General features: G+C 75.4%; 22 protein-coding genes and 1 pseudogene. 7 read left to right on the top strand and 16 right to left on the bottom strand.

Annotated elements, in window-relative coordinates; all coding sequences use genetic code 11:
• Positions 1-141: 141 nt before the first annotated feature.
• From IEY37_RS02900 to IEY37_RS02870, 7 genes and pseudogenes are all read right to left on the bottom strand, one after another.
• Positions 142-1,038, bottom strand: a complete 897-nt coding sequence (locus IEY37_RS02900; protein ID WP_229673660.1) for an ABC transporter permease — start codon at positions 1,036-1,038, stop codon at positions 142-144.
• Positions 1,035-1,922: an ABC transporter permease gene (locus tag IEY37_RS02895; protein ID WP_188939942.1), complete on the bottom strand. Its 888-nt coding sequence runs from the start codon at positions 1,920-1,922 to the stop codon at positions 1,035-1,037. Before IEY37_RS02895 ends, IEY37_RS02900 begins: the two co-directional genes overlap by 4 nt.
• Positions 1,919-3,343, bottom strand: coding sequence for an ABC transporter substrate-binding protein (locus IEY37_RS02890; protein ID WP_188939941.1), 1,425 nt, complete (start codon positions 3,341-3,343; stop codon positions 1,919-1,921). Before IEY37_RS02890 ends, IEY37_RS02895 begins: the two co-directional genes overlap by 4 nt.
• A 116-nt stretch (positions 3,344-3,459) precedes the next feature.
• Positions 3,460-4,071: pseudogene (locus tag IEY37_RS02885) on the bottom strand (CDP-alcohol phosphatidyltransferase family protein); the annotation flags it as partial.
• Entirely contained in the window at positions 4,064-5,491 is a 1,428-nt protein-coding gene (locus IEY37_RS02880; RefSeq protein WP_229673658.1) for a radical SAM protein, read from the bottom strand. The pseudogene IEY37_RS02885 and the gene IEY37_RS02880, both read right to left, overlap by 8 nt.
• A gap of 336 nt (positions 5,492-5,827) precedes the next feature.
• Positions 5,828-7,264: a L,D-transpeptidase gene (locus IEY37_RS02875; protein WP_188939939.1), complete on the bottom strand. Its 1,437-nt coding sequence runs from the start codon at positions 7,262-7,264 to the stop codon at positions 5,828-5,830.
• A gap of 353 nt (positions 7,265-7,617) precedes the next feature.
• On the bottom strand, positions 7,618-9,897 hold the full coding sequence (locus tag IEY37_RS02870; RefSeq protein ID WP_188939938.1) for a helicase C-terminal domain-containing protein: 2,280 nt from the start codon (positions 9,895-9,897) through the stop codon (positions 7,618-7,620).
• A gap of 125 nt (positions 9,898-10,022) precedes the next feature.
• Between IEY37_RS02870 and IEY37_RS02865 the strand changes: the two genes are divergently transcribed.
• From IEY37_RS02865 to IEY37_RS02840, 6 genes are all read left to right on the top strand, one after another.
• Complete coding sequence (locus IEY37_RS02865; RefSeq protein WP_188940188.1) at positions 10,023-10,205, top strand: hypothetical protein; 183 nt, start codon at positions 10,023-10,025, stop codon at positions 10,203-10,205.
• Positions 10,202-10,765: a nucleotidyltransferase family protein gene (locus IEY37_RS02860; protein ID WP_188940187.1), complete on the top strand. Its 564-nt coding sequence runs from the start codon at positions 10,202-10,204 to the stop codon at positions 10,763-10,765. The genes IEY37_RS02865 and IEY37_RS02860 overlap by 4 nt, the downstream gene beginning before the upstream one ends.
• A 115-nt stretch (positions 10,766-10,880) precedes the next feature.
• Positions 10,881-12,449: an NAD-dependent malic enzyme gene (locus tag IEY37_RS02855; RefSeq protein ID WP_188939937.1), complete on the top strand. Its 1,569-nt coding sequence runs from the start codon at positions 10,881-10,883 to the stop codon at positions 12,447-12,449.
• Entirely contained in the window at positions 12,442-12,942 is a 501-nt protein-coding gene (gene moaC, locus IEY37_RS02850) for a cyclic pyranopterin monophosphate synthase MoaC (RefSeq protein ID WP_188939936.1), read from the top strand. The genes IEY37_RS02855 and moaC overlap by 8 nt, the downstream gene beginning before the upstream one ends.
• A 53-nt stretch (positions 12,943-12,995) precedes the next feature.
• Positions 12,996-13,475: a MogA/MoaB family molybdenum cofactor biosynthesis protein gene (locus tag IEY37_RS02845; protein WP_188940186.1), complete on the top strand. Its 480-nt coding sequence runs from the start codon at positions 12,996-12,998 to the stop codon at positions 13,473-13,475.
• Complete coding sequence (locus IEY37_RS02840) at positions 13,472-13,900, top strand: molybdenum cofactor biosynthesis protein MoaE (RefSeq protein WP_188939935.1); 429 nt, start codon at positions 13,472-13,474, stop codon at positions 13,898-13,900. The genes IEY37_RS02845 and IEY37_RS02840 overlap by 4 nt, the downstream gene beginning before the upstream one ends.
• A 74-nt stretch (positions 13,901-13,974) precedes the next feature.
• On the opposite strand, the gene IEY37_RS02835 is transcribed toward IEY37_RS02840, so the two are convergent.
• From IEY37_RS02835 to IEY37_RS02795, 9 genes are all read right to left on the bottom strand, one after another.
• A complete protein-coding gene (locus tag IEY37_RS02835) occupies positions 13,975-14,862 on the bottom strand; it encodes a type II secretion system F family protein (RefSeq protein WP_188939934.1) in 888 nt (295 codons plus the stop codon).
• A 57-nt stretch (positions 14,863-14,919) separates the two neighbouring features.
• A complete protein-coding gene (locus IEY37_RS02830; RefSeq protein ID WP_188939933.1) occupies positions 14,920-15,861 on the bottom strand; it encodes a type II secretion system F family protein in 942 nt (313 codons plus the stop codon).
• Between the two features lie 2 nt (positions 15,862-15,863).
• A complete protein-coding gene (locus IEY37_RS02825) occupies positions 15,864-17,294 on the bottom strand; it encodes a TadA family conjugal transfer-associated ATPase (RefSeq protein WP_188939932.1) in 1,431 nt (476 codons plus the stop codon).
• On the bottom strand, positions 17,291-18,505 hold the full coding sequence (locus IEY37_RS02820; RefSeq protein WP_188939931.1) for a CpaE/TadZ family protein: 1,215 nt from the start codon (positions 18,503-18,505) through the stop codon (positions 17,291-17,293). Before IEY37_RS02820 ends, IEY37_RS02825 begins: the two co-directional genes overlap by 4 nt.
• The gene (locus IEY37_RS02815) at positions 18,502-19,401 is read right to left on the bottom strand and encodes an SAF domain-containing protein (protein WP_188939930.1); all 900 of its coding nucleotides are present in this window, start codon (positions 19,399-19,401) and stop codon (positions 18,502-18,504) included. Before IEY37_RS02815 ends, IEY37_RS02820 begins: the two co-directional genes overlap by 4 nt.
• A gap of 7 nt (positions 19,402-19,408) precedes the next feature.
• Positions 19,409-20,341, bottom strand: coding sequence for a pilus assembly protein TadG-related protein (locus IEY37_RS02810; protein WP_188939929.1), 933 nt, complete (start codon positions 20,339-20,341; stop codon positions 19,409-19,411).
• A complete protein-coding gene (locus tag IEY37_RS02805) occupies positions 20,329-20,835 on the bottom strand; it encodes a TadE/TadG family type IV pilus assembly protein (protein ID WP_188939928.1) in 507 nt (168 codons plus the stop codon). The genes IEY37_RS02810 and IEY37_RS02805 overlap by 13 nt, the downstream gene beginning before the upstream one ends.
• 30 nt (positions 20,836-20,865) lie before the next feature.
• Positions 20,866-21,102: a Flp family type IVb pilin gene (locus IEY37_RS02800; RefSeq protein ID WP_188939927.1), complete on the bottom strand. Its 237-nt coding sequence runs from the start codon at positions 21,100-21,102 to the stop codon at positions 20,866-20,868.
• A 344-nt stretch (positions 21,103-21,446) separates the two neighbouring features.
• Positions 21,447-22,238, bottom strand: coding sequence for a prepilin peptidase (locus IEY37_RS02795; RefSeq protein WP_188939926.1), 792 nt, complete (start codon positions 22,236-22,238; stop codon positions 21,447-21,449).
• 162 nt (positions 22,239-22,400) lie between these two features.
• Between IEY37_RS02795 and IEY37_RS02790 the strand changes: the two genes are divergently transcribed.
• Positions 22,401-23,306, top strand: coding sequence for an aminoglycoside phosphotransferase family protein (locus IEY37_RS02790; RefSeq protein WP_229673654.1), 906 nt, complete (start codon positions 22,401-22,403; stop codon positions 23,304-23,306).
• Positions 23,307-23,450 lie beyond the last annotated feature (144 nt).

Genomic DNA, 23,450 nt, shown 5'->3' with positions numbered 1-23,450 from the left:
CCAGGCCCGTCCCGGTCGGCCCGGTCGGCCCGGTCGGCCCGGTCGGCCCGGTCGGCCCGGTCGGCCCGGTCGGCCCGGTCGGCCCGGTCGGCCCGGTCGGCCCGGTCGGCCTGGTCGGCCCGGTCGGCCCGGTCGGCGTCGTCACCAGTGCCCCAGCCCGACGGCGGCGCCGTTGCCGCCGGTCAGCACGCGGGCGTTGAGCGCGACCAGCACCAGCGGCGGCGCGACGACGAGCAGGGCCAGCGCCGCGGCGACCGTCGAGTCGGCGGAGCCCACCGCCGCGAACAGCATCAGCGGCAACGTCTGCACCTGGCCGCCGCCGATCAACAGCGTGAGGATGAAGTCGCTCCAGGAGATCAGGAAGGTGAACAGCAGCGCGGCCCGCAGCGCGGGCCAGACCAGTGGCACGGTGACCCTGGACAGCACCTGCCACGGCCGGGCGCCGAGCGCCCTGGCCTGCGCCTCGTACTCCCGGTCGACGTTCGCGAAGCCCGCGCCGAGGAGGGTGGCCGCGTACGGCACGGTCGGCACCAGCTGCACCAGCACCACCCCGGCGACGGTGTCCGCCAGGCCCACCCGGATGGCGAACACCTGCAGGCCCAGCGTCACCGCCAGCCCCGGCACCAGGACCGGCGCCAGCAGCAGGAACTGCACCGCCCGGCGGCCGCGGAAGCGGTGCAGTCCCACCGCGCGGCCCGCCGGGAACCCGAGCAGGCAGGCCAGCACCGCGACGGTCACGCCGATGCCGACCGAGAGCGCCAACGCCGGCAGGATCCGGTTGGCGGGGTCCACGAGCTGGCGGACCCCGCGGAGCGAGAGCCGCTGCGGCCACAGGGCGGGGTACCGCCACTGCCCGGCGAAGGCCCAGACGAGCAGCGGCACCAGGGGTAGCAGCGCAACGACGGCGGCGAGCGCGGCCAGCGCCGGCGGCACCACTGCTCGGGCCCTGGGCCCGGCGGTCGGCCGGTCCGGGCGACGGGACGGCGCGGCCCGGCCGGGACCGGGCCGGACCGGCACGGTCGCGCGGGTGCCGCTCACAGCGCCCGCCTGGCCAACCGGCCCACCAGTGCCAGGTAGCCGGCGGCGGCCAGCAGCGCAGCCACCGACAGCACCACCGCGACCGCCATGGCGACCGGGCGCTGCCGGAGGTCCGGATCGGTGGCGTACTGGTAGGCGACGACCGACAGCGTGGCGGGGTACGGCCGCCCGAGCAGGTAGGGCACCTCGTAGGACCCGATGGCGAACGCCAGCACCAGCACGGATCCCGCGGCCACCGGTGGTGCCACGACGGGCAGGGTGACCCGCCGCAGCCGCTGCCAGGCGGACGCGCCCAGCACCCGGGCGGCGTCGGCCAGGTCGTCGGCCCCCCGCCCGAGCGCGGTCAACGCCAGGACGGTGAGGAACGGCGTCTCCTTCCACACGTACTCGGCGACGATGCCGATGCCCCAGCGGTCGCCGACGAGTTCCGGGAAGCTCGCCGGGCCGGCGGTCAGCCCGGCAGCGTGCGCGAGCCGGGACAGCAACCCGGACGGCGCCAGCAGCAACGCCATGCAGACCGCGCCGACCAGGTGTGGCACGGCCAGGTTCGCCTGGACCAGCAGTGCCGCCCACCGGCGTCCGCGGCCGAGCCGGCGCAGCAGCAGTGCCAGTCCGATCGCGGCCACCGCGGACAGCAGGGTCGACAGCAGGGCCACCCGCGCCGTCAGCCCGACGGCGGCCACCACCGCCCGGTCCGCGGTCAGGGCCCGGTAGGCGTCCAGGGACAGGCGCCAACCGCTCAGGTACGGCTGGTAGCCCAAGCTCTGCGCCAGCGCCTGCCCCAGGCCGGCCACCGCGAACACCGCCACGACGGTCAGCGCGGGCGCCAGCAGCACGGCGACGCGGACGCCTTCGGGCAGCCGGACGCCCGGCGGGCGGCTCACCGCTGGAGGACCTCGGTCTTCCAGTCCTTCTCGATGCGGGTGACGTAGCCGCTGGCCAGCTCCGGCTGGGTGTGGGCGGTGAGCCGGTCCAGCGGCAGCACGGACTCGGGCACCGGGACGGCCGCGAACTGCGCCCGGGTCGGCGCGTCCAGCCGATCCAGGTCGATCGCCGGGTACGCCCCCTCGGCCTTGTACAGCTCGAGCTGGGTGCGCGGGTCCTGCAGCACGTTCGCCAGGACCAGTGCCGCGTCGTGGTGCGCGGCCGCGGCCGGCACCGCCAGGAAGCTGACGTTGCCGATGTTGCCGACGGACAGCACCGCCTCCCGGGTGGTGTCCGGGAACTGGCCCTTGCGCACCTGCTCGCCGACGGCGCCGGGTCCGTAGGTGAAGTACGCGCTGATCTCGCCGTCGGCGTAGAGCTTCTCGACCTGGTCCTGGCTCTGCGGGTAGGTGGCGCCGCCCTTCCACAGCGACGGCGCCAGCTCCCGGAGCCGCGGCCAGAGCCGCTGCGCGGCGGCCGTGTACCGGGTCTCGTCGAAGGCGCCGGCCAACGCGGACGGCCCACCGACGGTGTCGTACAGCACGGTGCGCACGGCCATGGACCCGGTGAAGTCCGGGAGCGCCGGGTAGGTCAGCCGCCCGGGATGGGCCTTGGCCCAGGCGAAGAGGGACGACACCGACGCCACGTCCGCCGCGGTGAGCGCGGCGGAGTCGTAGACCAGCGCCGAGTCGGCGCGCTGCCACGCGGCCTCGCATCCGTCGACGGGGACGCCGAAGTCGTTGGCCACGGCCGGGTCGGCGAAGTCGACGTACCGGGCGTTGGGCAGCTGCCGCGGCCACCCGCACGACCACAGTCCGGCCTGCACGCCGGTGGCGAAGTTCTCCCCGTTGACCCAGATGGCGTCGACCGATCCACCCGACGTACGCCCCGCCTGCTTCTCGCCCAGCACCTTGTCCAGCGCCTGCGCGGTGTCGGTGATCCGCACCTGCTGCAGCGTGACGCCGTCCGCCGCCAGCTGCTGGGCGACGTACCCGGTGACGAAGCGGTTCAGGGTCTCGTCGCCGCCGTACATGTACCAGTTGACGGTCTGTCCCTTGGCGCGGGCGAGGACGGCGGCCCAGTCCGCCGTGGCCGCGCCGGACGTCCCGCCGGCGGCCGGGGAGCTCGTCGCGGTGCCGCCCGCACTGCCGGCCGCCGTACTGCCGCCCGCCGTACTGCCCGCCGCCACACTGCCGGCCGCCGCGGTCGAGGACGACACCGAGCCGGACGCCGCGGTGGTCGGGGATGCGGCCGGCGAGCTCCCGGCCGGTGCACCTGCGCCGCAGGCCGCTGCCAGCACGGCGACCGCCGCCAGTGCCGCGGTCCGGCGTCGGCCGATCCCTCGGCCGCCGCGGCGGGACAGGACGGGGCGTGTGCTCATCGGGTCTCCCGGTGGGTGCGGTGCGTCCCGGCGGTGACCGGGGCGGGTGCCGGCGTGCCGGCCGGGTCGGGCTCCGTGTCCGCGATGCGGTCGGCGGGGACGCCGCCGGGGTCGACGGGCCGGCGCAGCAGGGCGATGCCGAGCCGGACCCGCTGGCCGGCCGTCACGGCGACGGCGGCGGTGAACAGCCAGGCGATCAGCGCGGCGTGTCCCGGCAGCAGGCAGAACAGCACGTACACCAGCACGGTCTCGGTGCCCTCGGCCAGGCCCGGCACGAATCGCAGCGAGCGGCCGTCGGCGTAGGCGTCCGGGCTCCGGCCCGTCCGCCGTTCCAGCAGCGAGGAGAGCGCCAGGAACGCGGTCCCGGAGACGTAGTACGCGGTCAGCAGCGCCAGGCAGGCCACCCGGGCGTCCGGCACGGCCACCGCGACGCCGACCACGAAGCCGGCGTAGACGGTGAAGTCGGCGACGACGTCCAGGAAACCGCCCAGTTCGGTCGCCCCCCGGCGCCGGGCCACCGGGCCGTCCAGGCCGTCCAGGACCCGGTTGACCAGCCACAGGCCGAGGGCCAGCGGCCAGTACCGCATCCCGGCGGCGACGCAGGCGCCGACGCCGACGACGAAGCCCGCGCCGGTGAGCGTCAGCGGTGCGACGCCGAGCCGGGCCAGCCAGCCGGCGACCCGATCGAGCCCGGGGGCGAGCAGGCGCCGGGCGGGGGCGTCAAGCACCGACCGGCCGGGCGGGCGAGCGCCGCACCGTCAGCGGCAGCAGTCGGCGCAGTTCGGCGTTCTCACCCGGATCCAGCACGCTGTGCTGCACGCACGCCGGGACCAGCCGTCCGGTCTCCGGGTGCGCCATGGCGTAGGAGCACGCCCGCAGCCGCTGCTGGGTGACCGCGATGCGCGGGTCGGCGGCCTCCTCGCCGCGCTCCATCGCCTCCCAGGCCGGCCGGACGTCGGCGGCGTCCATGAACGAGTGCAGCACGAAGCTGACCGACCGGATCTCCCGGTGCCGCACCAGCCGTCGCAGACCGATCCGGCGCAGCATCCGCGCCGTCCAGCCCAGCGCCGTGGTCAGCACCACCGGATGCCGGGCGGTCACCCGCAAGAGCTTGCCCAGCAGCAGCGGCACCGGCGTCCCGGAGAAGTTGACCCCGCCCAGGTGGCGGAAGAACACGTCGCGGACGCGCAGGTCCTCCGGTCGACGTTCGTCCAGCACCGGGAAGTAGTCGTCGCCGACGAAGAAGCCGTAGGTGGTGCGGTTGCACCGGAGATCGCCGGTGTGCAACGCCTGGTACGGCAGCCGGGTGCCGACGCCCTCCTCGATGCGCGCCCAGACCTCGTCGTTGGTGTGCTCGCGGTAGTCCTCGTGCCAGCGCCGGTCGTCACCGATGAAGGCCGCCGGTTGGAACGAGAACATCCCGAAGCCCATCCGGCGGCACGCGCGGATCACCTCCGGGATCTGGTCCATGTTCTTGGGCGTGATGGTCATGTTGTGGGCCAGGAAGAAGCGGACCCCGTGCGCGGCCCGCAGCCGGCGGAACCGGTCGACGAAGGCCTGACGGTAGGGGTGCAACGCCGCCTCGTCGGGTGGCCGCTCGATGCCGCGCCGGCCGAACATCAAGGAGTCGAAGTGGCCGGCGAACGACAGCCGCGAGAACCGCCGCCGACCGTCCGGCCCGAGGGCGAGCCGCTGCAGGTACTCCTCGTCGAAGTCGCCGTGCGTCATGCTCATCGGCTCGCGGCCCTGGTCGATCATCAGACGCAGGGTGGCGGCGTGGTCGTCCGGGGGCAGCAGCGTCACCTCGCCGCCGATCAGCTGGGCATGCGCCCGCGGGCCGCGCAGCCGACGCAGCAGCGCCATCTGCTCGCGCACCTCCGTGCGGGTGTGGCCGCCGTCCACCCGCACCCGGTTGGCGTCCCGCGAGTGGTAGCACGGCGTGCAGGCCAGGTCGCACCGCGGGAAGACGCCGTGGGTGCCCTCGCACCCCACCGCGTGCTGCCCCAGCGTCTGCGCCGGCGTGCGCACGTGGTCGGGCAGCTCCGCCCAGCGCCGGGCCAGCGCCGCGGCGGTCTCCGGGTGCACCGGCCGGGTGCGGCGTTCCAGATCGCGGACGCGGCCCCACAGGCCGGTTCGGGCACGAAGCACCGGTTCCTCCTTCACGATCCACGGCCAGTGACCACACGGCCACCCGCGGTTCGGATCAGTGTGCGCTGGCCGGCGATCACCGGCGGCCAGGAGTTCGACGCCGCGCCGGTGCCGGACTGGCCGGCACGCCTGGCCGCCGCGGCCCGTCCGCGATCGGGCCCCGGCCGGGCACGGCCGCCCGTACCCGAGGAGGGGGCGGCGGTGGGCCCGGAGGTGAACCCCGGACATGGGTCGGCCCGGTGACCTCCGGGAGGTCACCGGGCCGGGGAGTGCCGGCGGGGCCGGCGGTGCTAAATGGGCCGGTTGGCGGTGCTGGACCGGCCGGCGGGGCCGGCCTCAGCTGGTGCTGTTCGACGGGTGCAGCGCGGAGAGCGTGACCCACTCGCTCCACGGGATCGCCCAGTCGTGGATGTCCCCGTCGGCGGCCGACAGCGGGATGTCGGAGCCGGTGATCTCCACGGGGTCGCCGTACATCGTCTGGTCGTAGAACGCCTTGGCGTTCTCCGTCGTCAGGTTCGCGCAGCCGTGGGTGACGTTGTCGTAGCCCTGGTCGCCGGCGGTGCCGTCGTTGGCGTGGATGAAGGTGCCGTTGTTGGACAGCCGGACCGCGTAGTACGCCGGGAAGTTCTTGTAGTGGTAGGCCGGGTTCGACATCAGGTGCAGGTATTCCTTGCTCATCACGACGTAGGTCCCGCTGTGGGTGACCCGGCCCGGGTCGCTCTCCAGCCCGAACGAGGTCGGGAAGTCGAAGACGAGCTTGCCGTCCCGGTAGACCTTCAGCCGGTGCGTGTTGATGTCGCCCTTGGTGATCTCGGCCCGGCCGATCGTGAAGCTGGAGGTGACGTCCTGCGCCCCGTACATCCCGTCGCCGAAGTCGACGCCGTACAGGTTCGCGGTGACGGTGACCTTGGTGCCGGGCTTCCAGTAATCCTTCGGCCGCCAGTCCAGGCCGATGCCGTCGTCGTGCTGGATCCACGCCCACGAGCCCTCGGTGCGCGGGCTGGTGGTGACGGTGATGGCCTTCTCGATGCGCGCCCGCGCGTCCTGGTCGGTGACCTCGGCGTCCAGGCTGAGCAGGATCGGCGCGGCGATGCCGACGGTCGAGCCGTCGTCCGGCGAGATCGAGGCGTCGATCTGCCCGTCCGGCGTGACGGTCTCGTAGGTGCCCTTGACGGTGCGGCTGCCGCCGTTGGCGCCGACGGCCTTGCCGGACACGGTGTAGGTGGCGCCGTAGCCCAGCGGCTCGCCGAGCGTCCAGCTGGTCTTCGCCGCGTTCAGCGAGCCCTTGAGCTGCTTGCCCTCGGCGTTGGTGACGGTGAGGGACGCCCACGAGCCGTTCCTCGCGGACAGGGTGATCGGGGTCCGCGGTGCGATGCCGGTGGTGCCCAGCGCCGGGCTGGCCGCCACGGTCGGCACGACGGGCTTCGGCGGCGCCGGCGGCGGCGTGCTGCTGCTGGAGGAGCTCGACGACGTCGTGACGTCCGGCAGCGACGAGGTGCCCGACCCGGACGACGTCGCGCCGGTGGACGTCGCGGAACCGGAGGTCGAGGGCAGGGACGGCACCGACACCGAGCTGCCGGTGCCGGCGCTCGCGGTGCCCGCGCTCCCAGTGGCCGCGGTCGCGGTGGCCGCAGTGGTGGCCGCGGCCGCAGTGGTGGCCGCGGCGGGGGAAGGGCCGCTGCCGGTGCTGCTCGAGCCGGTGCACGCCGCGGCACCCAGCAGGACGGTCGCGGACAGGGCCAGGACTGCAAGGTGCAGGGGTCGTGCGTTCATGTGTTCCGTCCCGCCGGTGATCACGGACAGCAAAGGGGTGCAGAGCAGCTTCACAGCAGCGGGGCAGGCGCACCGCGTGCGGGTCCGAGGTCCCCCCGCGGGCCCGCACCGGGCTAGACGCACGAGGTGCCCACGCGGTTCACACCGCGGGCACACGGACCCGAAGATCACCGGTCCGCCGTGCCCACCACCTGTTCGGCCCAGCAGGGACCGCGACCGGCGAACTCAGGGTGACCGGTCACCGCACCCGCGGGGGACGCCCGCGCCCCGGTCCGGCGGGTACCGGCCCGAACCCGGCACACCGGCGACCGGCGCCGACCCTGCCCGACACCACCGGTCGGGCGGGACACCCGTCACTCCCCGCCGTCGACCACCGGTTGCACGTCGCTGATCCGGTGCAGGGCGAAGGTCCGCATGGACTGGCGCAGCCGGTCGAACGCCGCGACCGTGCCGCCGGACACCGCGATCGGTTCGATGACCCGGCGGGACGTGCCGCCCTCGGAGTCGACGTACCCGATCCACACGGCGTCGCGGTGGTCGGCGGCCCGGCGCAGGAGCTGCAGCGCCTCGCCGGAGGACTGCTCGGCGGCCCGGCCGAGTGCCATCGCGGCGTCCGCTCCGCGCATCCGCTGCACCAGCGCCGCCAGCTGGTCGACCGACGGCGGCGCCGGTTCGCGGCGCGCGGACAGCGGCGTCCCGGGCGCGGCCCTGGTGCGGTACGGCGCGGGCGCCAGGTCGACCAGACCGCCGGAGACGTCCTCGGCCGCCGGTACCAACCCGGCGCCGCGCAGCACTTCCAGCAGGTCCTCGGGCCGCGCCGGGCTCATCGCCACCGTCGGCGCCAGCCGGCGGACGGGCAGGCCCGCCGACTCCACCCGGGCGACGGCGGTGTCGACCAGCGCCGTGTCCTCGCTGCGCAGGTAGCTGGACGCCGCGCCGACGCGCAGCACGCCGTGCCGGCGGGCCACGTCGTCGATGAGGTACGCGAGCGCCTGCGGAACGCCGGTCGCCGAGTGCTGGCCGAACAAGGCCTGGATCTCGCCGGCCGGGATCCCGGCGTCCAGCGCCCGGCGCAGGCTGTCGGGCGTCACCCGGTACACGGTCGCGCTGCCGGCCGACTCGACGTCGGCCACCTGCTCCAGCCGGGCCGCCAGCGTCGGGACCAGCCGGCCCGGGGCGACCACGGTCATGTCGGCCTGCACCAGGACGGTGTCGACCGGTTCCGGCAGCGCCCGGTGCAGCGCCTCCGCGGCCGCCGCCACCGCGCCGGGGGAGGCCAGGGCGCCGGTCGCGCCGGCGTCGTCCTGGTCGACGTCCAGCAGCGCGCGGCCGGTGGCCGCCAGCGCGTCGAAGGCGGCCAGGCCGAGGAATGTCGCCTGCGCGACCACCGACCGGACCAGCGCGGCCCGCCGGTCCGCCGCGCGCAGCGGGGCCAGCCACTCGACGCGGGTCACCAGGTCGTCCGGGGACAGGCCCTGCCCGGGCGGCAGCGCGGCCAGCACGCCCAGCACGAACCGGCGGTCCGCGGGCCCGCGCAGCCACGACACCTCCGCGGACAGCGCGGCCACCACCTTGTCGGACAGGTCGCGGGCGCCGATCCGGTCCGGGTCGCGGCGCAGCGCCAGCCAGGTGGCCCCCAGCGACGCCCACACCTGCTCGTCCTCGGCGTCCAGGAAGTCGTCGGCCTCCCCGGTCGGCGTCCAGGACGCCGGCTCGCGGGACCGCGGTTCGGAGGCGGCGATCAGGCCGGCGCCGGCGAGCAGCTCGAGCTCCAGCGCGACCTGCGACTCGTCCTGGTCGACGGTGCGGGCGATGCGGCGCAGCTCGCGCACCCCGAGCCCGCCGGAGCGGAGCACCGGGGCCGGGGCGCGGCCCAGCGCCTGCAGCACCGCGCGGGTCGCCGCCAGCGCGGCCAGCGCCTGCCCGGCCGCGGTGCCGTCCACGGTCGCGGCGCCGGGGGTGGTCGGCGCCGCCGGCGGCACGTCGACGTGCACCTCGCCGAGCGGGGCGGCGCCGCGCAGCTCCAGGCACACCTCGCGCGGCAGCAGCACCGTCCCGCTGTCGCCGCGCAGCAGCAGGCCGGTGTCGACCAGTTCGGCGGCGCGGGCCGCGGCCGGGCCGGACGCGCCGACCTGGCCGCGGGGCTGGCCGTGGGAGAGGCGTTCCAGCAGCGCCCGCTGCTCCGGGGTTGCGGCGGCCAGCGCCGTGGACACCTCCGCGGGGGAGAGCCGCCCCGGCGGGCCGAGCCCGGCGGGGAACTCGCCGAGCGCGGCGGCGACCGCCGGGGAGAGCCGGGCCGGGTCGTCGCCGCGGACCAGCCCGAGCGTCTCCAGGCCCGTCAGCACGGAGCGGACGTCGTCGGTGGTGGCCGGTGCGCCGACGAAGGCGGCGACGGCGTCGGCGGTGGTGCCGGACCCGTCGCGGCCGCCGAGCAGCAGCACCGCCTGCAGCACCTGCAACCGGAACCGGTGCAGGGTCTCCATGGCGCGCCACACCGACGGCGGGCTGTCCAGCCGGCGGGCCAGCACCGACAGGTCCGACGGCGCCGGTACGGCCAGGTCCGGCCGGGCGCGCAGCAACGCCACGAGCGCGTCGTCGGTGCGCCCGCGCAGCCAGTCCAGCGTCGAGGCCATCCCGTCCACGCTACTGACCCGGGACGCGCGGGCCGGCCGGGTTGAGCCCTGCGCGCCGCGTGCGGGAGAATCGGCCGGGGAACCGCCCCCGGCGACGGGTGGGCGGTCGAGCTCGAGGAGGACCGGTGGCCGGCAAGCGCAGCAAGAGGGTGGACCCGACCTGGCCGCAGACGCCCGACGGCGAGCACCCCGTGACGGAGTTCAACTCCGACCGGCAGGGCGCGCTGTCCCCGTTCGGCGAGATGGAGTTCCCGCTCGACCCGGACCGGCTGCCGTACATCCACCCCACCACGGTCATCAACCGCTGACCCGGCGGGTCGCCGGGCTGCTGCTCGCCGCCGGTGCGGGCCGGCGCTACGGCGGTCCCAAGGCGCTGGCCGGCACGCCGGACGACCCGTGGCTGCTCCGGGCCCTGCGCGCCCTCGCCGACCTGCCGACCACGGTCGTCGTGGGCGCCGAGGCCGACCGCGTCGCCGCGCTGGCGCCTGCCGGCACCCAGGTGGCGCGCAACCCGGCGTACCGGTCCGGGATGGGCGGGAGCCTGCGCACCGGCCTGCTGCACCTGGCCACCGCCCTCGACCCCGCGGACGCGGCGCTGGTGCTGCTGGTGGACCTGCCGGGGGTCGACCGGGCGGTGGTCCGGCGGGTGGCCGCCGCCGCCACCGGCCCGGACGTGCTGGCCCGCGCCGTCTACGGCGGCCGTCCGGGGCACCCGGTGCTGCTCGGCCGGGACCACTGGACCGGCGTGTGCGCGGTCGCGACCGGCGACCGCGGCGCCCGCGACTACCTCCGCGACCGTCCGGTGCGGGCCGTCGAGTGCGGGGATCTGGGCCACGGCGAGGACGTCGACGTGCCCGCCGCGGACTGACCGGACCGGCGGACCCGGCGTCCCGCGGCGCGGTCACGGCGTCCGGAGCCAGCGCGCCGAGCGCTATCCTCGGCCGGCCGGTGGGACGTCGCACCGGCCGGAAAGGCAGCGCGCGATGGCGATCCCCGGTCCCGGCTACTCGATCACGATGCGGGTCGCCGCACCGCCGTCGGCGTCCGCCGCGGGCGACCTGACCAGCGCCGTCGGGCGCGCCGGCGGGGTGATCACCGCGTTCGACGTCGTCGAGTCCACCGCCGCGCTGATGGTCGTCGACCTGTCGGCCAACGCACTGTCGGCCGACCACGCCGGCGAGATCACCGCCGCGGTCGACGCGCTGCCCGGCGTCGCCGTCCGCAAGGTGTCCGACCGCACCTTCCTGGTGCACCTGGGCGGCAAGATCGAGGTGACCTCGAAGGTCCCGCTGCGCAACCGCGACGACCTGTCCCGCGCGTACACGCCGGGCGTCGCGCGGGTCTGCCAGGCCATCGCCGAGAACCCCGAGGACGCGCGGCGGCTGACCATCAAGCGCAACACCGTTGCGGTCGTCACCGACGGGACGGCGGTGCTGGGGCTGGGCAACATCGGTCCCGCCGCCGCGCTGCCGGTGATGGAGGGCAAGGCGGCCCTGTTCAAGAAGTTCGCCGGGGTGGACGCGTGGCCGGTCTGCCTGGACACCACGGACACCGAGGAGATCATCCGCACCGTCGAGCTGATCGCTCCCGTCTACGGCGGCATCAACCTCGAGGACATCGCCGCGCCGCGCTGCTTCGAGATCGAGAAGCGGCTGCGGGAGCGGCTCGACATCCCGGTCTTCCACGACGACCAGCACGGCACCGCCATCGTGGTGGTGGGCGCGCTGCGCAACGCCCTGCGGGTGGTGGACAAGCGGATCGAGGACTGCCGGATCGTGGTGTCCGGGGTGGGCGCCGCGGGGAACGCCATCATCCGGTTGCTCCTGCTGCAGCATCCCGCGGACATCGTCGCGGTGGACATCGACGGCATCGTGCACACCGGCCGGCCCGGCATGGACCCCAATCTCGCGGCGGTCGCCGCGGCCACCAACCGGCGCGGCCTGACCGGGACCCTGGCCCAGGCGGTCGCCGGCGCGGACGTGTTCATCGGGGTGTCCGCGCCGAACATCCTCTCCGGTGCGGACGTCGCCACCATGGCCGACCGCGCGGTGGTGTTCGCGCTGGCCAACCCGGACCCGGAGATCGACCCGCTGGAGGCGCAGCAGCACGCCGCCGTGGTGGCGACCGGCCGGTCGGACTTCCCGAACCAGATCAACAACGTGCTGGCGTTCCCGGGGGTGTTCCGGGGGCTGCTGGACGCGCAGGCCAGGAACATCACCGACGACATGCTGGTGGCCGCAGCCCACGCGATCGCCGACGTGGTCCAGCCGGACCAGCTGAACGCCTCGTTCATCGTCCCCAGCGTGTTCGACGACAAGGTCGCCACCGCGGTCGCCCGCGCGGTGGTCGGCGCGTCGCGCCACGCCGCCGGCGGGGCCGACCACAGCACCCGCAGCGTCACCACCGACGACGGCGGCGAGGCGACCGGCAGTGCCGGCAGTGCCGACCGTGCCGACCGTGCCGACCGTGCCGACCGTGCGGACGGTCGGGGCAGCGCCATCGGCGCACCGACCGACCACGCCCCCGAGCTCGCCGACGTCACGCATGACTGACCCCGGCGCCGGGACGCCCGCGCTGACCCACACCGACCGGTCGGGTGCGGCGCGGATGGTCGACGTCGGGGACAAGCCGGTGAGCGACCGGACCGCGGTGGCCACGGGCGTGGTGCGGACCACGGCCGAGGTCGTCGGGCTGGTCGCCGCGGACGGCCTGCCCAAGGGCGACGCGCTGGCCACTGCGCGGATCGCCGGGATCCTCGGGGCCAAGCGCACCAGCGACCTGGTCCCGCTGTGTCACCCGCTGCCGCTGTCCGCGGTGCGGGTCGAGCTGGAACCGGCCGGGTCGGAGATCCGGATCCGGGCCACGGTGCGGACCACCGGCCGCACCGGGGTCGAGATGGAGGCCCTGACCGCCGTCGCGGTGGCCGGCCTGACGATGCACGACATGATCAAGGCGGTGGACCCGGCCGCGGTGCTGGACGCCGTCCGGGTCGAGACCAAGGACGGCGGGAAGACCGGTTCCTGGTCGCGGCCCGCGGACAGGTAGGACCCGTGACCACGCCGCCGCTGCTGCCCGACCTCCCGCCCCGCACCGCGGTGGTGATCATCGCGTCCAGCCGGGCGGCCGCCGGCGTGTACGCCGACCGGACGGGGCCGCTGCTGACCCGGTGGCTGGCCGACCGCGGCTTCGCCGTGGGCGACCCGGTCGTGGTGGCCGACGGGCCGGCGGTGCTGACCGCGCTGCGCGGCGCGGTCGGCGCGGCCCTGGTGATCACCTCCGGTGGCACCGGTCTGACCCCGACGGACGGGACCCCGGAGGCCACCGTCGCCGTGCTGGACTACGAGATCCCCGGACTGGCCGAGGCGATCCGCCGCGAGGGGGCCGGCGCGGTGCCGACCGCCGCGCTGTCCCGCGGGGTGGCCGGCGTCGCCGGCCGCACGCTCATCGTCAACCTGCCCGGCTCCACCGGCGGCGTGCGGGACGGGATCGCGGTGCTGGACCGGGTGCTGGACCACGCCCTGGACCAGCTGGCCGGCGGCGACCACCCGCGTGCGGACCCCGAGGCGGACGACCGGTGACCGGCGGCCGCGTCGCGCTGGCCGCGGTGTCCGGGTCGGTCCTCGACCCGGCGCTGCACCTGGCCGCGGTGGACGACCCGCACGCCGGGGCGACGGTGCTGTTCACCGGGGTGGTCCGCGACCACGACGGCGGCCGCGCCGTCCGGCTGCTGGAGTACGAGGCCCACCCGTCGGCGGCCACCGTCGTCGCCGGGATCGCGGCGGACGTCGCGGCGCTCGACGGAGTGGTCGCCGTGGCCGTGACGCACCGGTTCGGCCGGCTGGCGGTCGGCGACACGGCGGTGGTGGCGGCGGTGTCGGCCGCGCACCGGGCCGAGGCGTTCGCCGCCTGCTCGCAGCTCGTCGACACCGTCAAGCACCGGATCCCGGTCTGGAAGCGACAGGAGTTCGCCGACGGGTCGGACGAGTGGGTGGGCTCGGCCTGACCGGCCCCCGCCGGAAGGCCCAGGCGGTCGGTGCGGTCGGTGCGGTGGCTGCTGGTCGGTGCCGGTGAGTCCGGTCAGTGCCCGAAGACCTGGGTCACCTGGATGACGATCGGCCCGAGCAGCACGATGAACAGCGCGGGCAGGATGCACAGCATCAAAGGGAAGATCACCTTGACCGGGATCTTCATCGCCTTCTCCTCGGCGCGCTGCCGGCGCTTGAGCCGCATCTCGCCGGCCTGGGTGCGCAGCACGTCGGCGATGCCGATGCCGTACAGGTCGGCCTGGATGACGGCGCGGACGAAGCGGCGCAGGTCCGGGGCGCTGGTCCGGTCGCAGAGCGCCTGGTAGGCCTCGCGCCGGGACTGGCCCAGCTGCATGTCCTGCAGCGTGCGGACCAGCTCCTGGGTTAGTGGCCCGGTGCCGTTCTGCGCGGCCCGCAGCATGGCGGCCTCGAAGCCCAGCCCGGCCTCCACGGCGATTGTCATCTGGTCCAGGGTGTCCGGCAGCTCCAGCCCGATGCGCTGCTGCCGCTCCTGGCCGCGGCTCTGCAGCAGCAGGTCGGGGACGAAGTGCCCGACCACCACGACCACCGCCACGAGCAGGATCCGCCCGGCGGACGGCGAGCCGGCCAGGAAGAGCACCCCGACCCCGGCGACGGCCACCGGCAGCAGCAGCTTGGCCACCAGCAGCCGCTCGACCGTCCAGGTCGGCGGCCGGCCGGCCCCTGCGGCGAGCCGGTCCAGCCGGGCCACGGTGCCGGAGGTGGCGAGCAGCCGGGCCAGCCGGGCGAGCGTGCCCGGCCGGCCGGGACCGGCCGCCGGGTCCGGGTCGGCCACCAGGCCGTGCCGCGCGTTGTCCAGCACCTCGCGGCGGACGGCGGCCTGCGGCGCGGTGGCCAGCCAGACCAGTGTCGCCGCCGACAGCGCGACGGTCAGCAGCGCCAGCAGCACGACGGGCGGCATGGCTGTCCTCTCGAAACGGTGGAAACGGTTGCGCGATGGCGGGTTCGGGCGCCCGCCTCAGAACTTGAACGACACCGTCCTGCGCAGCCACAGGCCGCCGATGACCATCAGCAGCACCGCGCCGGCGATCATCGACCAGCCCAGCACGCCGTGCGTCAGCGCGGCCAGGTGCGCCGGGTTGGTCATCAGCAGGAACCCGGCGACGCCGAACGGCAGCAGCATCAGCACGACGCCGGACATCCGGCCCTCGGCGGACAGCGCCTTGACCTGCCGGCGGATCTGGTTCCGCTCGCGGATGGTGTGGCCGACGGTGTCCAGCACCTCGGCCAGGTCCCCGCCGACCTCCCGGTGGATGGCGATCGCCTGGGACACCCAGACGAAGTCGTCGCTGGCCATCCGCCGGGCGGTGTCGTCCAGGGAATCGATCAGCTCGCGGCCGACCCTGGTCTCGTTGAGGATCCGCTGGAACTCGGCGGACGTCGGTTCCTCCGCCTCGCGGGAGACGGCGTCGACGGCGCGCAGCAGACTGTGCCCGGCGCGCAGGCTGCCGGCCAGCAGCTGCAGCGAGTCGTCCAGCTGGTCGGCGAAGGCCGCCCGGCGCCGCCCGGCCGCCGTGCCCAGCCACACCCGGGCCAGCACCGGCGGCAGCAGGGCGAGCAGGGCGGCGGGCAGCGGGCCGCCGAGCAGCATCCCGACGGCGGCCGCGGCCAGCGCGGCCGCGGCGACCACGAGCACGAAGTCCTGAGGGCGGGTGGTGCGGCCGGCGCTGTCCAGGGCGGCGGCGATCCGGTGCGACCGGCCGGTGCGGGCCAGCATCCGCTCGATGCCGCCGGTGACCCGGCGGCTGGGCGCGGCGAGCACGCCGGCGGGCGCCTGCGCGCCGGGCCGCCGCCGGCGTTCCGGCGCGACCCGGCGCGAGCCCGGCCGCACCAGCGCGACGACGCCGACCAGGACGGCCAGCCAGCAGGCGGCGACGCCGGCGAACAGGGACGGGTCCACGGCTACCGCCGCCCGGCCGGCGAGGCGCCGAAGACGCTGGGGGACAGGCTGATGCCCATGTCGCGGATCCGGTCGGTGAACCGCGGCCGGACGCCGGTGGGGACCGCCCGGCCCAGGAAACGGCCGTTGGCGTCGACGCCGGCCGAGTAGTCGAAGACGAAGGCGTCCTGCAGGGTCACCACGTCGCCTTCCATGCCCTGCACCTCGGTGACGTGGGTGACCCGCCGGGACCCGTCGCGCAGCCGGGTCAGCTGCACGAAGACGTCGACGGCGGAGGCGATCTGCTCGCGGATGGCGCGCAGCGGCAGGTCCATGCCGGCCATCAGCACCAGGGTCTCCAGCCGGGACAGCGCGTCCCGGGGCGAGTTGGCGTGCACCGTGGACAGCGACCCGTCGTGGCCGGTGTTCATGGCCTGCAACATGTCCAGGCTCTCGCCGCCGCGACACTCGCCGACCACGATGCGGTCCGGGCGCATCCGGAGCGAGTTGCGCACCAGGTCGCGGATCGTCACCGCGCCCTTGCCCTCGATGTTGGGCGGCCGGCTCTCCAGCCGGACGACGTGCTCCTGCTGCAGCTGCAGCTCGACGGCGTCCTCGATCGTGACGATCCGCTCGCCCTCCGGGATGAACGAGGACAGCACGTTCAGCAGCGTCGTCTTGCCGGTGCCGGTGCCGCCGGAGACGATGATGTTCAGCCGCGCCTGCACGGCGGCCCGCAGCAGCTCGGCCATCTCGGGGGACAGCGTGCCGAATGCGACGAGATCGTCGACCTCGAACGGGTCCTTGGCGAACTTCCGGATGGTCAGCGACGAGCCACTGAACGCCAGCGGCGGGATGATCGCGTTCACCCGGGAGCCGTCTGGCAGCCGGGCGTCCACCAGCGGCGACGACTCGTCGATCCGCCGGCCGACCCGCGACACGATGCGCTCGATGACCCGCCGCACGTGGTCCTCGGACGCGAACCGCGCCGAGGTGCGGACCAGCCGCCCGTTCCGCTCGACGAAGACGGTGTCCGGGCCGTTGACCATGATCTCGGTGACGGAGGCGTCGTCCAGCAGCCGCTGCAGCGGCCCGTAGCCGAGCACGTCGTCGCTGACGTCCCGGAGCAGGCGCTGCCGCTCGTCCGGGGACAGCGGCACCTCCTCCTGCTCGACAACGTGCCCGAGCTCCTCGCGGACCAGCGCGTGCAGGGCGTCCTCGGCCATGCCGGCGTCGTTGAGCCGGGCGCCGATCCGCTCGAACAAGGCCTTGGTCGCCCGGTCCTTCAATGCCGCCAGGGCGTCGACCGGCGGCGCCGCCACCGGTTCCAGCGCCGGCCGGCGGGGAGCCGTCGTGGTGGCGGCGCGGGTGGTGGCGGCCCGGGTGGTGCCGAGGGAGGCGGGGGCGGCCGGCGCCACGTCCCGGACCACCTGCAGCCGTTGCGACAGCTTCACCGGGCCACCGCCCGGTGCTTGGGCGCGCGGCCGACGGCCTTGCGCAGTTGCGGCTGGAACCGTCCGACGAGCGTCTGCAGTCCCTTGCTGACCGGGTCCCGCGGGCGGCCCTGCAGCAGGGGAACACCGCGATTGGTCGACAGTGGAACGGCTCTCGACCGGGGCAGCACGAGATCGACCGGTGTGCCGAGCACCTCCTCGACGTCCTTGACGGTCAACCCGCTGTGCCGGTCGGCGAAGTTGAGCAGGATCTGCCGGTGCATGCGGGTCAGCGACAACTCCTGCAGGATCTCGAGTTCCTTGTACAGGCCGCGGATGCTGGGCACGTCCATGGAGCACATCAGGACGGCGTCGGTGGCCTGGTCGAGCACGGCGAGGGTGTGCTCGGTGAGTCCCGGGGCGGTGTCCACGACGACGTACCGGAACTCCGTGGCCAGGAAGTCCAGCAACCGCCCCACCTGTTCGCCGCTGATGGCGTCCGCGGCGGCGGGCGACTCGGGCGCGCACAGCGAGTACAGGCCGGTCGGGTGCGGCTTGAGGAAGGTCTTCAGCCCCATGGCATCCAGGTCCCGCACCTGCGCCGCCTCCGCGATGCCCTGCTCGGGTGCCAGCTGGAGCGCGGTGGCCACGTCGCCGAACTGCAGGTCCAGGTCGACGATGACCGTCTGGTGCGGCGCCAGTTTCGCCAACCCGACCGCCAGGTTCGTCGCGACGGTGGTCTTCCCGCAGCCGCCCTTGGGCGAGCCCACCGGGATGACGCGGCCGCGGGGGCGTCCGACCTCGGTGTCACCGGCCTGCCGGCGGGCGACGGCGACCGCAGCCGTGCGCTCCAGCACCGACCGGATGTCGCCGACGTCGGCGTCCGGCGGGAGCACGTCCTTGACGCCGGCCCGCATGGCGGTGAGCCACTGGTCGCTGCCGACGCCGTTCGCGAGCACCACGGCCGTCGGCAGGTGCCGCTCGTCCAGGTGCGTCGCGACCTCGAGGGCGGCGCCGGTCGGGACCCCGGGTCCGAAGACGACCAGGTCGGGCAGCCCTCGGGCAGCCAGTTCCGCCACGATCCGCGCGGGACTGTGCCCCGGGTAGGCGCCGTCCTCGCGCCGGTCGACGGTGCTGTCCGCGGTGATCACCACGACGCTGTCCGCGCCCACGGCCAGCCGGACCCGCCGGACGAACTCGTCCGAGGTCGTGCACACCGCCATCGCGCTCATCGGTACACCTTCTGTCCGTCGACGATCCGGGTGCCGTTCTCGTCCGCCGTGGCCGGGTCGTCGGACAGCCAGATGGAGCCGTGCTCGGCGGCGAAGACGACCTTCTCGCTGTCCGGGGTGGAGAGCGCGAAGGTCACCAGCAGGGCGACCGTCGGGTCGACCGCAGGAGTGCCGGTGCCGGTGCTGGTGGTGGTGGCCGCGGCGGCGTCGGCTGCGACGGCGGCGGCGTCGGCGGCGACCGGCGCGACGGTGCCGGCCGGTGCCGCCGTCGAGGTCCCGGTCGCGGCGGCGTCCGCGCCGGCCGCGGCGTCCCCGGGCTGTGGCGTGGTGGACGCGGTGGTGCCGGTGGCCGGCGCCGGGGCTGCGTTCTTCTGCACCGCGGTCACCAGGACCTTCTGCACGGCCAGATGCGTCTGCCCGCTCTTGAGGGAGATGAAGATGCCCACGGTCTGGCCGGGCGCAACCCGGCCGCCCAGCGCGCGCTCGGCCGGCAGCAGCACGGTGACCTGCTGAAAGGACGGCGACACGGACACCGTCGGTGTGGCGGCCGTCGTCGCGGGCGGCGGCGTCCCGAACTTGGCGAGCAGCAACTGCTCTCCGGCGGCCAGCGGCACCAGTGCGACCCGGCCGGCGAGCTGCGCGGGATCGGTGATCCGGTCCGGCAGGACCGCCGACTCGGGCAGCTCCACCGAGGTGACGGCGGCGGCGACCGCGGCGGCCGGGGCGCCGGCGGGGATGGGCCGGGCGGCGACCAGGACCGCGACCGTGCGGGGGGCGGCGGCCCGGGCCGCCTGCGCGGCGCGGACGTCGACGCCGCGCAGGTACGAGACCAGCACGACGGTGCCCGCCGCGGCGAGCACCAGGGCCACCGCGGCGGCCAACAGGCGACTCTTCATGGGATTCCTATGCGACGAGGGTGACCAGGCGGGCTCCGAGATCCGGAGCGGCCGCGCCGTAGGTCCAGCCCTGGGATGGTTCGACGTAGACGGTGAAGTAGCCGGCGATGCAGCTGTCGTTGCCCGAGCAGGGAGCGGGCGAGCTCTTGTTCTGGCCGCCGAAGTTGTAGCCGGTGACCCGGAAGGCGGCGTAGGCGTACACGTGGTACCAGGCGTTGCTGCCGCTCAGCCCGAAGGTGTCGAATACCGGCAGCAGCACCGTCCGGTTCAGCACGGCCGCGAAACTGGCGGCACTACAGGAGCTCGGGGCCGAGCGGCCGGGGTCGGAGTAGACCCGCGCCGTCGAGATCGACGTGGTGGCCCAGCATCCGCCGCTGTCCGCCGTCAGCCAGGCGAAGCCGCCCGGCACCGGGTTGCCGGAGGGTCCGGTGCAGGCCGTGGCGTCGGTCTTGGGGAACAGGATGGTCGTCGGCGTGGTGCGGGTCGGCAGCCCGCCGCCGGTCTGCGCCTGGAACGAGCACCACGAGAAGGCCAGCGGGAGCACGGACCGGCCACCGGTCGGCGCACCCCAGCCTGCCGTGCTCGACGCGCCCACGGTCCGGCCGCGGATGCCGATCAGCGGCGCGAACGTGTAGTCGACCGGGCCGCTGGTGCGGACGGTGACCTGGTGCCCGGTCACCGTGGCGATGGCCGTGGTGCCGCTGCGGCCGACGTTGGCCGCGGCGAGAGTGGTTGCGGTGGTCGCGGTGTTGCCGCAGGCGCCTCGGCCGCAGTCGGCCGCGACGGCGAGAGCGGCGGCGTCGGCGGCGTTCTGCAGCTGCCGGCGCTCGACGTAGGCGGTGCCGACGTCCACGACGAGGGCGGTCAGCAGCAGCATCGGGACCAGCAGCACGGCGACGAGAACGCCGACGGCACCACGGTCGTCGGTCAGCCGCCGCATCGCATGACCCCGGTGCCGGTCAGGTTCCGTCCGGCGAACAACCCGGTGAAGAAGCCGCTCACCGACGACAGCGGATAGGTCACCGTGACCCGCACCGTCGTGCCGATGGAGCAGGTCGCCGGGGAGATCTGGATCTGCGCGTCGGTCAGCGCGGGGGACAGCTGCGGGGCGGCGGCCCGCGCGGCGCTGCGGGCGGCGGCGGTGCTGTTCTGCACCGCCATGGTCCGGACACCCTCGCGGGCGGCGGCGGTCAGCCCGAGCTGCTGGTCGTAGACCCGGCCGAAGTCGATGATCCCGAAGAGGATCAGCACCAGCGGCAGCAGCACGAGCGCGAACTCGACGGCCACGGCGCCGCTCTCGGGGTCCTGTCGGCCGGCGGCCCGCCGGCGGGTCGCGCTGCGGGCGGGGCGTCCGTGACCCGCCACGGCGGTCCCCGCCGGCCGGGCGCCCGTGCCGGGCGTCCCGTCCGGGCGGGAACCGTCCGTGGTGGTCATGGGTGTCGTCCGTCCGCTACGAGATGGGCGTCAGCTGGTCGGCGTGGCGCCGGAGGTCGCGCCGGAACCGCCGGGCAGCTTGTCGTTGACGGACGTGAAGATGCCGCTCAGCTTCGGCCCGAGCAGCAGCACTGCCGCGATGATCACCACGGCGATCAGCCCGACGAGCAGCCCGTACTCGACGGCCGTGGCCCCGCGCTCCTCACGGCGGAGGCGGTCCTTGGTGGTGACGGCGAAGCTGTACAGCGTGGCGTAGAGGGCGTTCATGACGACTCCTAGCTGGGAGATCCGGGACGATGTCGGCGATCCGCTCGACCCACTCAGCGTAGCGGCAGGTTGACACAAAGTAGCGGTATCGTCCGGGTGGACCTGCGGCGCGCGACCGCTACGACCCGTGTGTAGGTCACCGGCGTTACCGACGGAGCGAGTGAACCGCTCTCCCGGAGCGGTGATGTGACCACTCCTCAGTGGACGGCAGGTCGACCCGCACCTCCGGACCACCCGAATGCCTGCGGGCTGTTCGCGGCCGTTCGGGGACCGGTCGTCCCGAGAGGGACGACGGGTGCCCGCACGGCGCCGTCCCGACCGGCCCAGCGCCGCCGGTCCGCCCGTCACTGACCGTGCACGAGCACCGTGATCAACGCCGCCGCCACCATCGCGGGCCCGAACGCCAGCTGCGTGCGGCGGTCCGCCCGCCGGGCTCCGAGGAGGAACAGGCCGGCCACGGCCACCAGGACGAACCCGCCGAGCCCGCCGAGGACCAGCGGCCGCCAGCCGAGGTACCCCAGGTACAGCCCGAGCGCGCCGGCCAGCTTGACGTCGCCCATGCCGAGGCCGCTCGGTGCGAGCAGTGCCAGCACCAGGTAGGCCGCGAACAGCGCTGCCGCCCCGGCCAGGGCACGACCGAACGGTGCCCAGCCGGCGCCGCCCAGCGACGCGACCGCCAGCAGGGCCAGCCCGGCCACCGCGGTGGCGGCCACCCCGCGGTTGGGCAGCCGGTGTTCCCGCAGGTCCACGGCCGCCAGCAGCACGCCCGCCACCGCCAGCGCCGCGTAGGCCGGCAGGCTCCAGGTCGCCCCGAGACGCACGGCGACCAGCGCGGACAGGACTCCGGCGATCACGGCGACCACGGCGACGGCTCGGTGAGAGACGGCGCGCGGCAACCCGTTCGCGGCGGATGCCGCTCCGGGTGCGGCGGGCGCCGGCTGCCGGCCGCCGACCGGACCGTGCTCGGTCGGTGCCTCCGGTCGGACGGTCGGCACCGGGCCGGCCGCGTCGGCGCCCGCCGGGTCGTGCTCGGCGGCCGGTCGAGCGGCGACACGGCGCAGCAGGACCGTGGCGGTCAGCATTCCGACGACGGCGGAAGCACCGACGGTCACCGTGTACAGGCTTTCCGTGCTCACGGGCCGACCGTAGCCGTCGCCGGTGCCGTCGCCGGTGCCGTGACGGCCCGCGTCGTCGGAGAGCGCGCCCGGAGCCACCCGGTCCGGGTCCTCGACCCCGTGGCGCGTGCCATGGTGCGAAACGGCTCGCGCCGGCGGGCGTTCGTCGCGGACGCTGTCCGGGTGCACGACAGCCCTTCCGGCGCCGGCGCGCCTTTCGTGGTGGACGCCGCGCTGGCGGCCGCGCTGGTGGCGCTGCAGTTCCCCCACTGGTCGCACCTGCCGGTGCGGGCGGCCGACCCGCAGGGTTGGGACAACCGGACGTTCCGGCTGGGTGACCGGCTGTCGGTGCGGCTGCCCAGTGCCGCCGGGTACGAGCCGCAGATCGACAAGGAGCACCACTGGCTTCCCGTGCTGGCGCGCCGGCTCCCGCTGCCCGTGCCGGAGCCGGTGGCGCTCGGCCGGCCGGCGCTCGGCTATCCGTTCCGGTGGTCGGTCTACCGCTGGCGGGACGGCACCGTCGCGGCCGACGCCCGGTGGGAGCCGTCGGTGCTGGCCGCCGACCTGGGCGGCTTCCTGGCCGCGCTCCGGGACGTCCCCCCGGACGGTGGGCCACCGGCCGGCGGTCACAGCCTGTTCCGCGGCGGCCCGCTGGCGCACTACGCCGGCGAGGCGGTGCGGGCGCTCGACCGGCTGCCCGCCGGCGCGGCGCCCGGTGCCCGTGACGTGCTGGACCGGGCGCTGGCGAGCCGCTGGCGCCGGGATCCCGTCTGGGTGCACGGCGACGTCGCCGTGAACAACCTCCTGGTGCGGGACGGGCGGCTCGCCGCGGTGCTGGACTGGGGGTGCAGCGCCGTCGGCGATCCGGCCTGCGACACCGTCCCGGCATGGACGATGTTCGACGGGGCGGCGCGGCGCACGTTCCGCGCGGCCACCGCCCTGGATGCCGACACCTGGGACCGGGGTCGCGGTTGGGCCCTGTGGAAGGCCGCGATCACTGCCGCGGACCCGGGCGCCGCGGCCGCCGGGCGTTCCGCCGCGCTGGCGACCCTGGCCGCCGTCTGCCGCGACGCGACCGACGACCGGTGAGGGCGGCCCGGCCCGAGGACCGCCCGGACCGGCGGGGACTGCCCCGCGGCGCCGGGCGACCGGGGTGCGGACGGCGGCGCCCCGGCGCGACATCGGCCGCCGGTCCGGTGTCGATCCGCGGGGGGGGGGGGGGGGGGGGGGGGG

Source organism: Nakamurella endophytica, from assembly GCF_014646215.1.
In the GTDB taxonomy this organism is placed as follows: domain Bacteria; phylum Actinomycetota; class Actinomycetes; order Mycobacteriales; family Nakamurellaceae; genus Nakamurella; species Nakamurella endophytica.
This window is presented reverse-complemented; position numbering and strand designations above follow the sequence as displayed.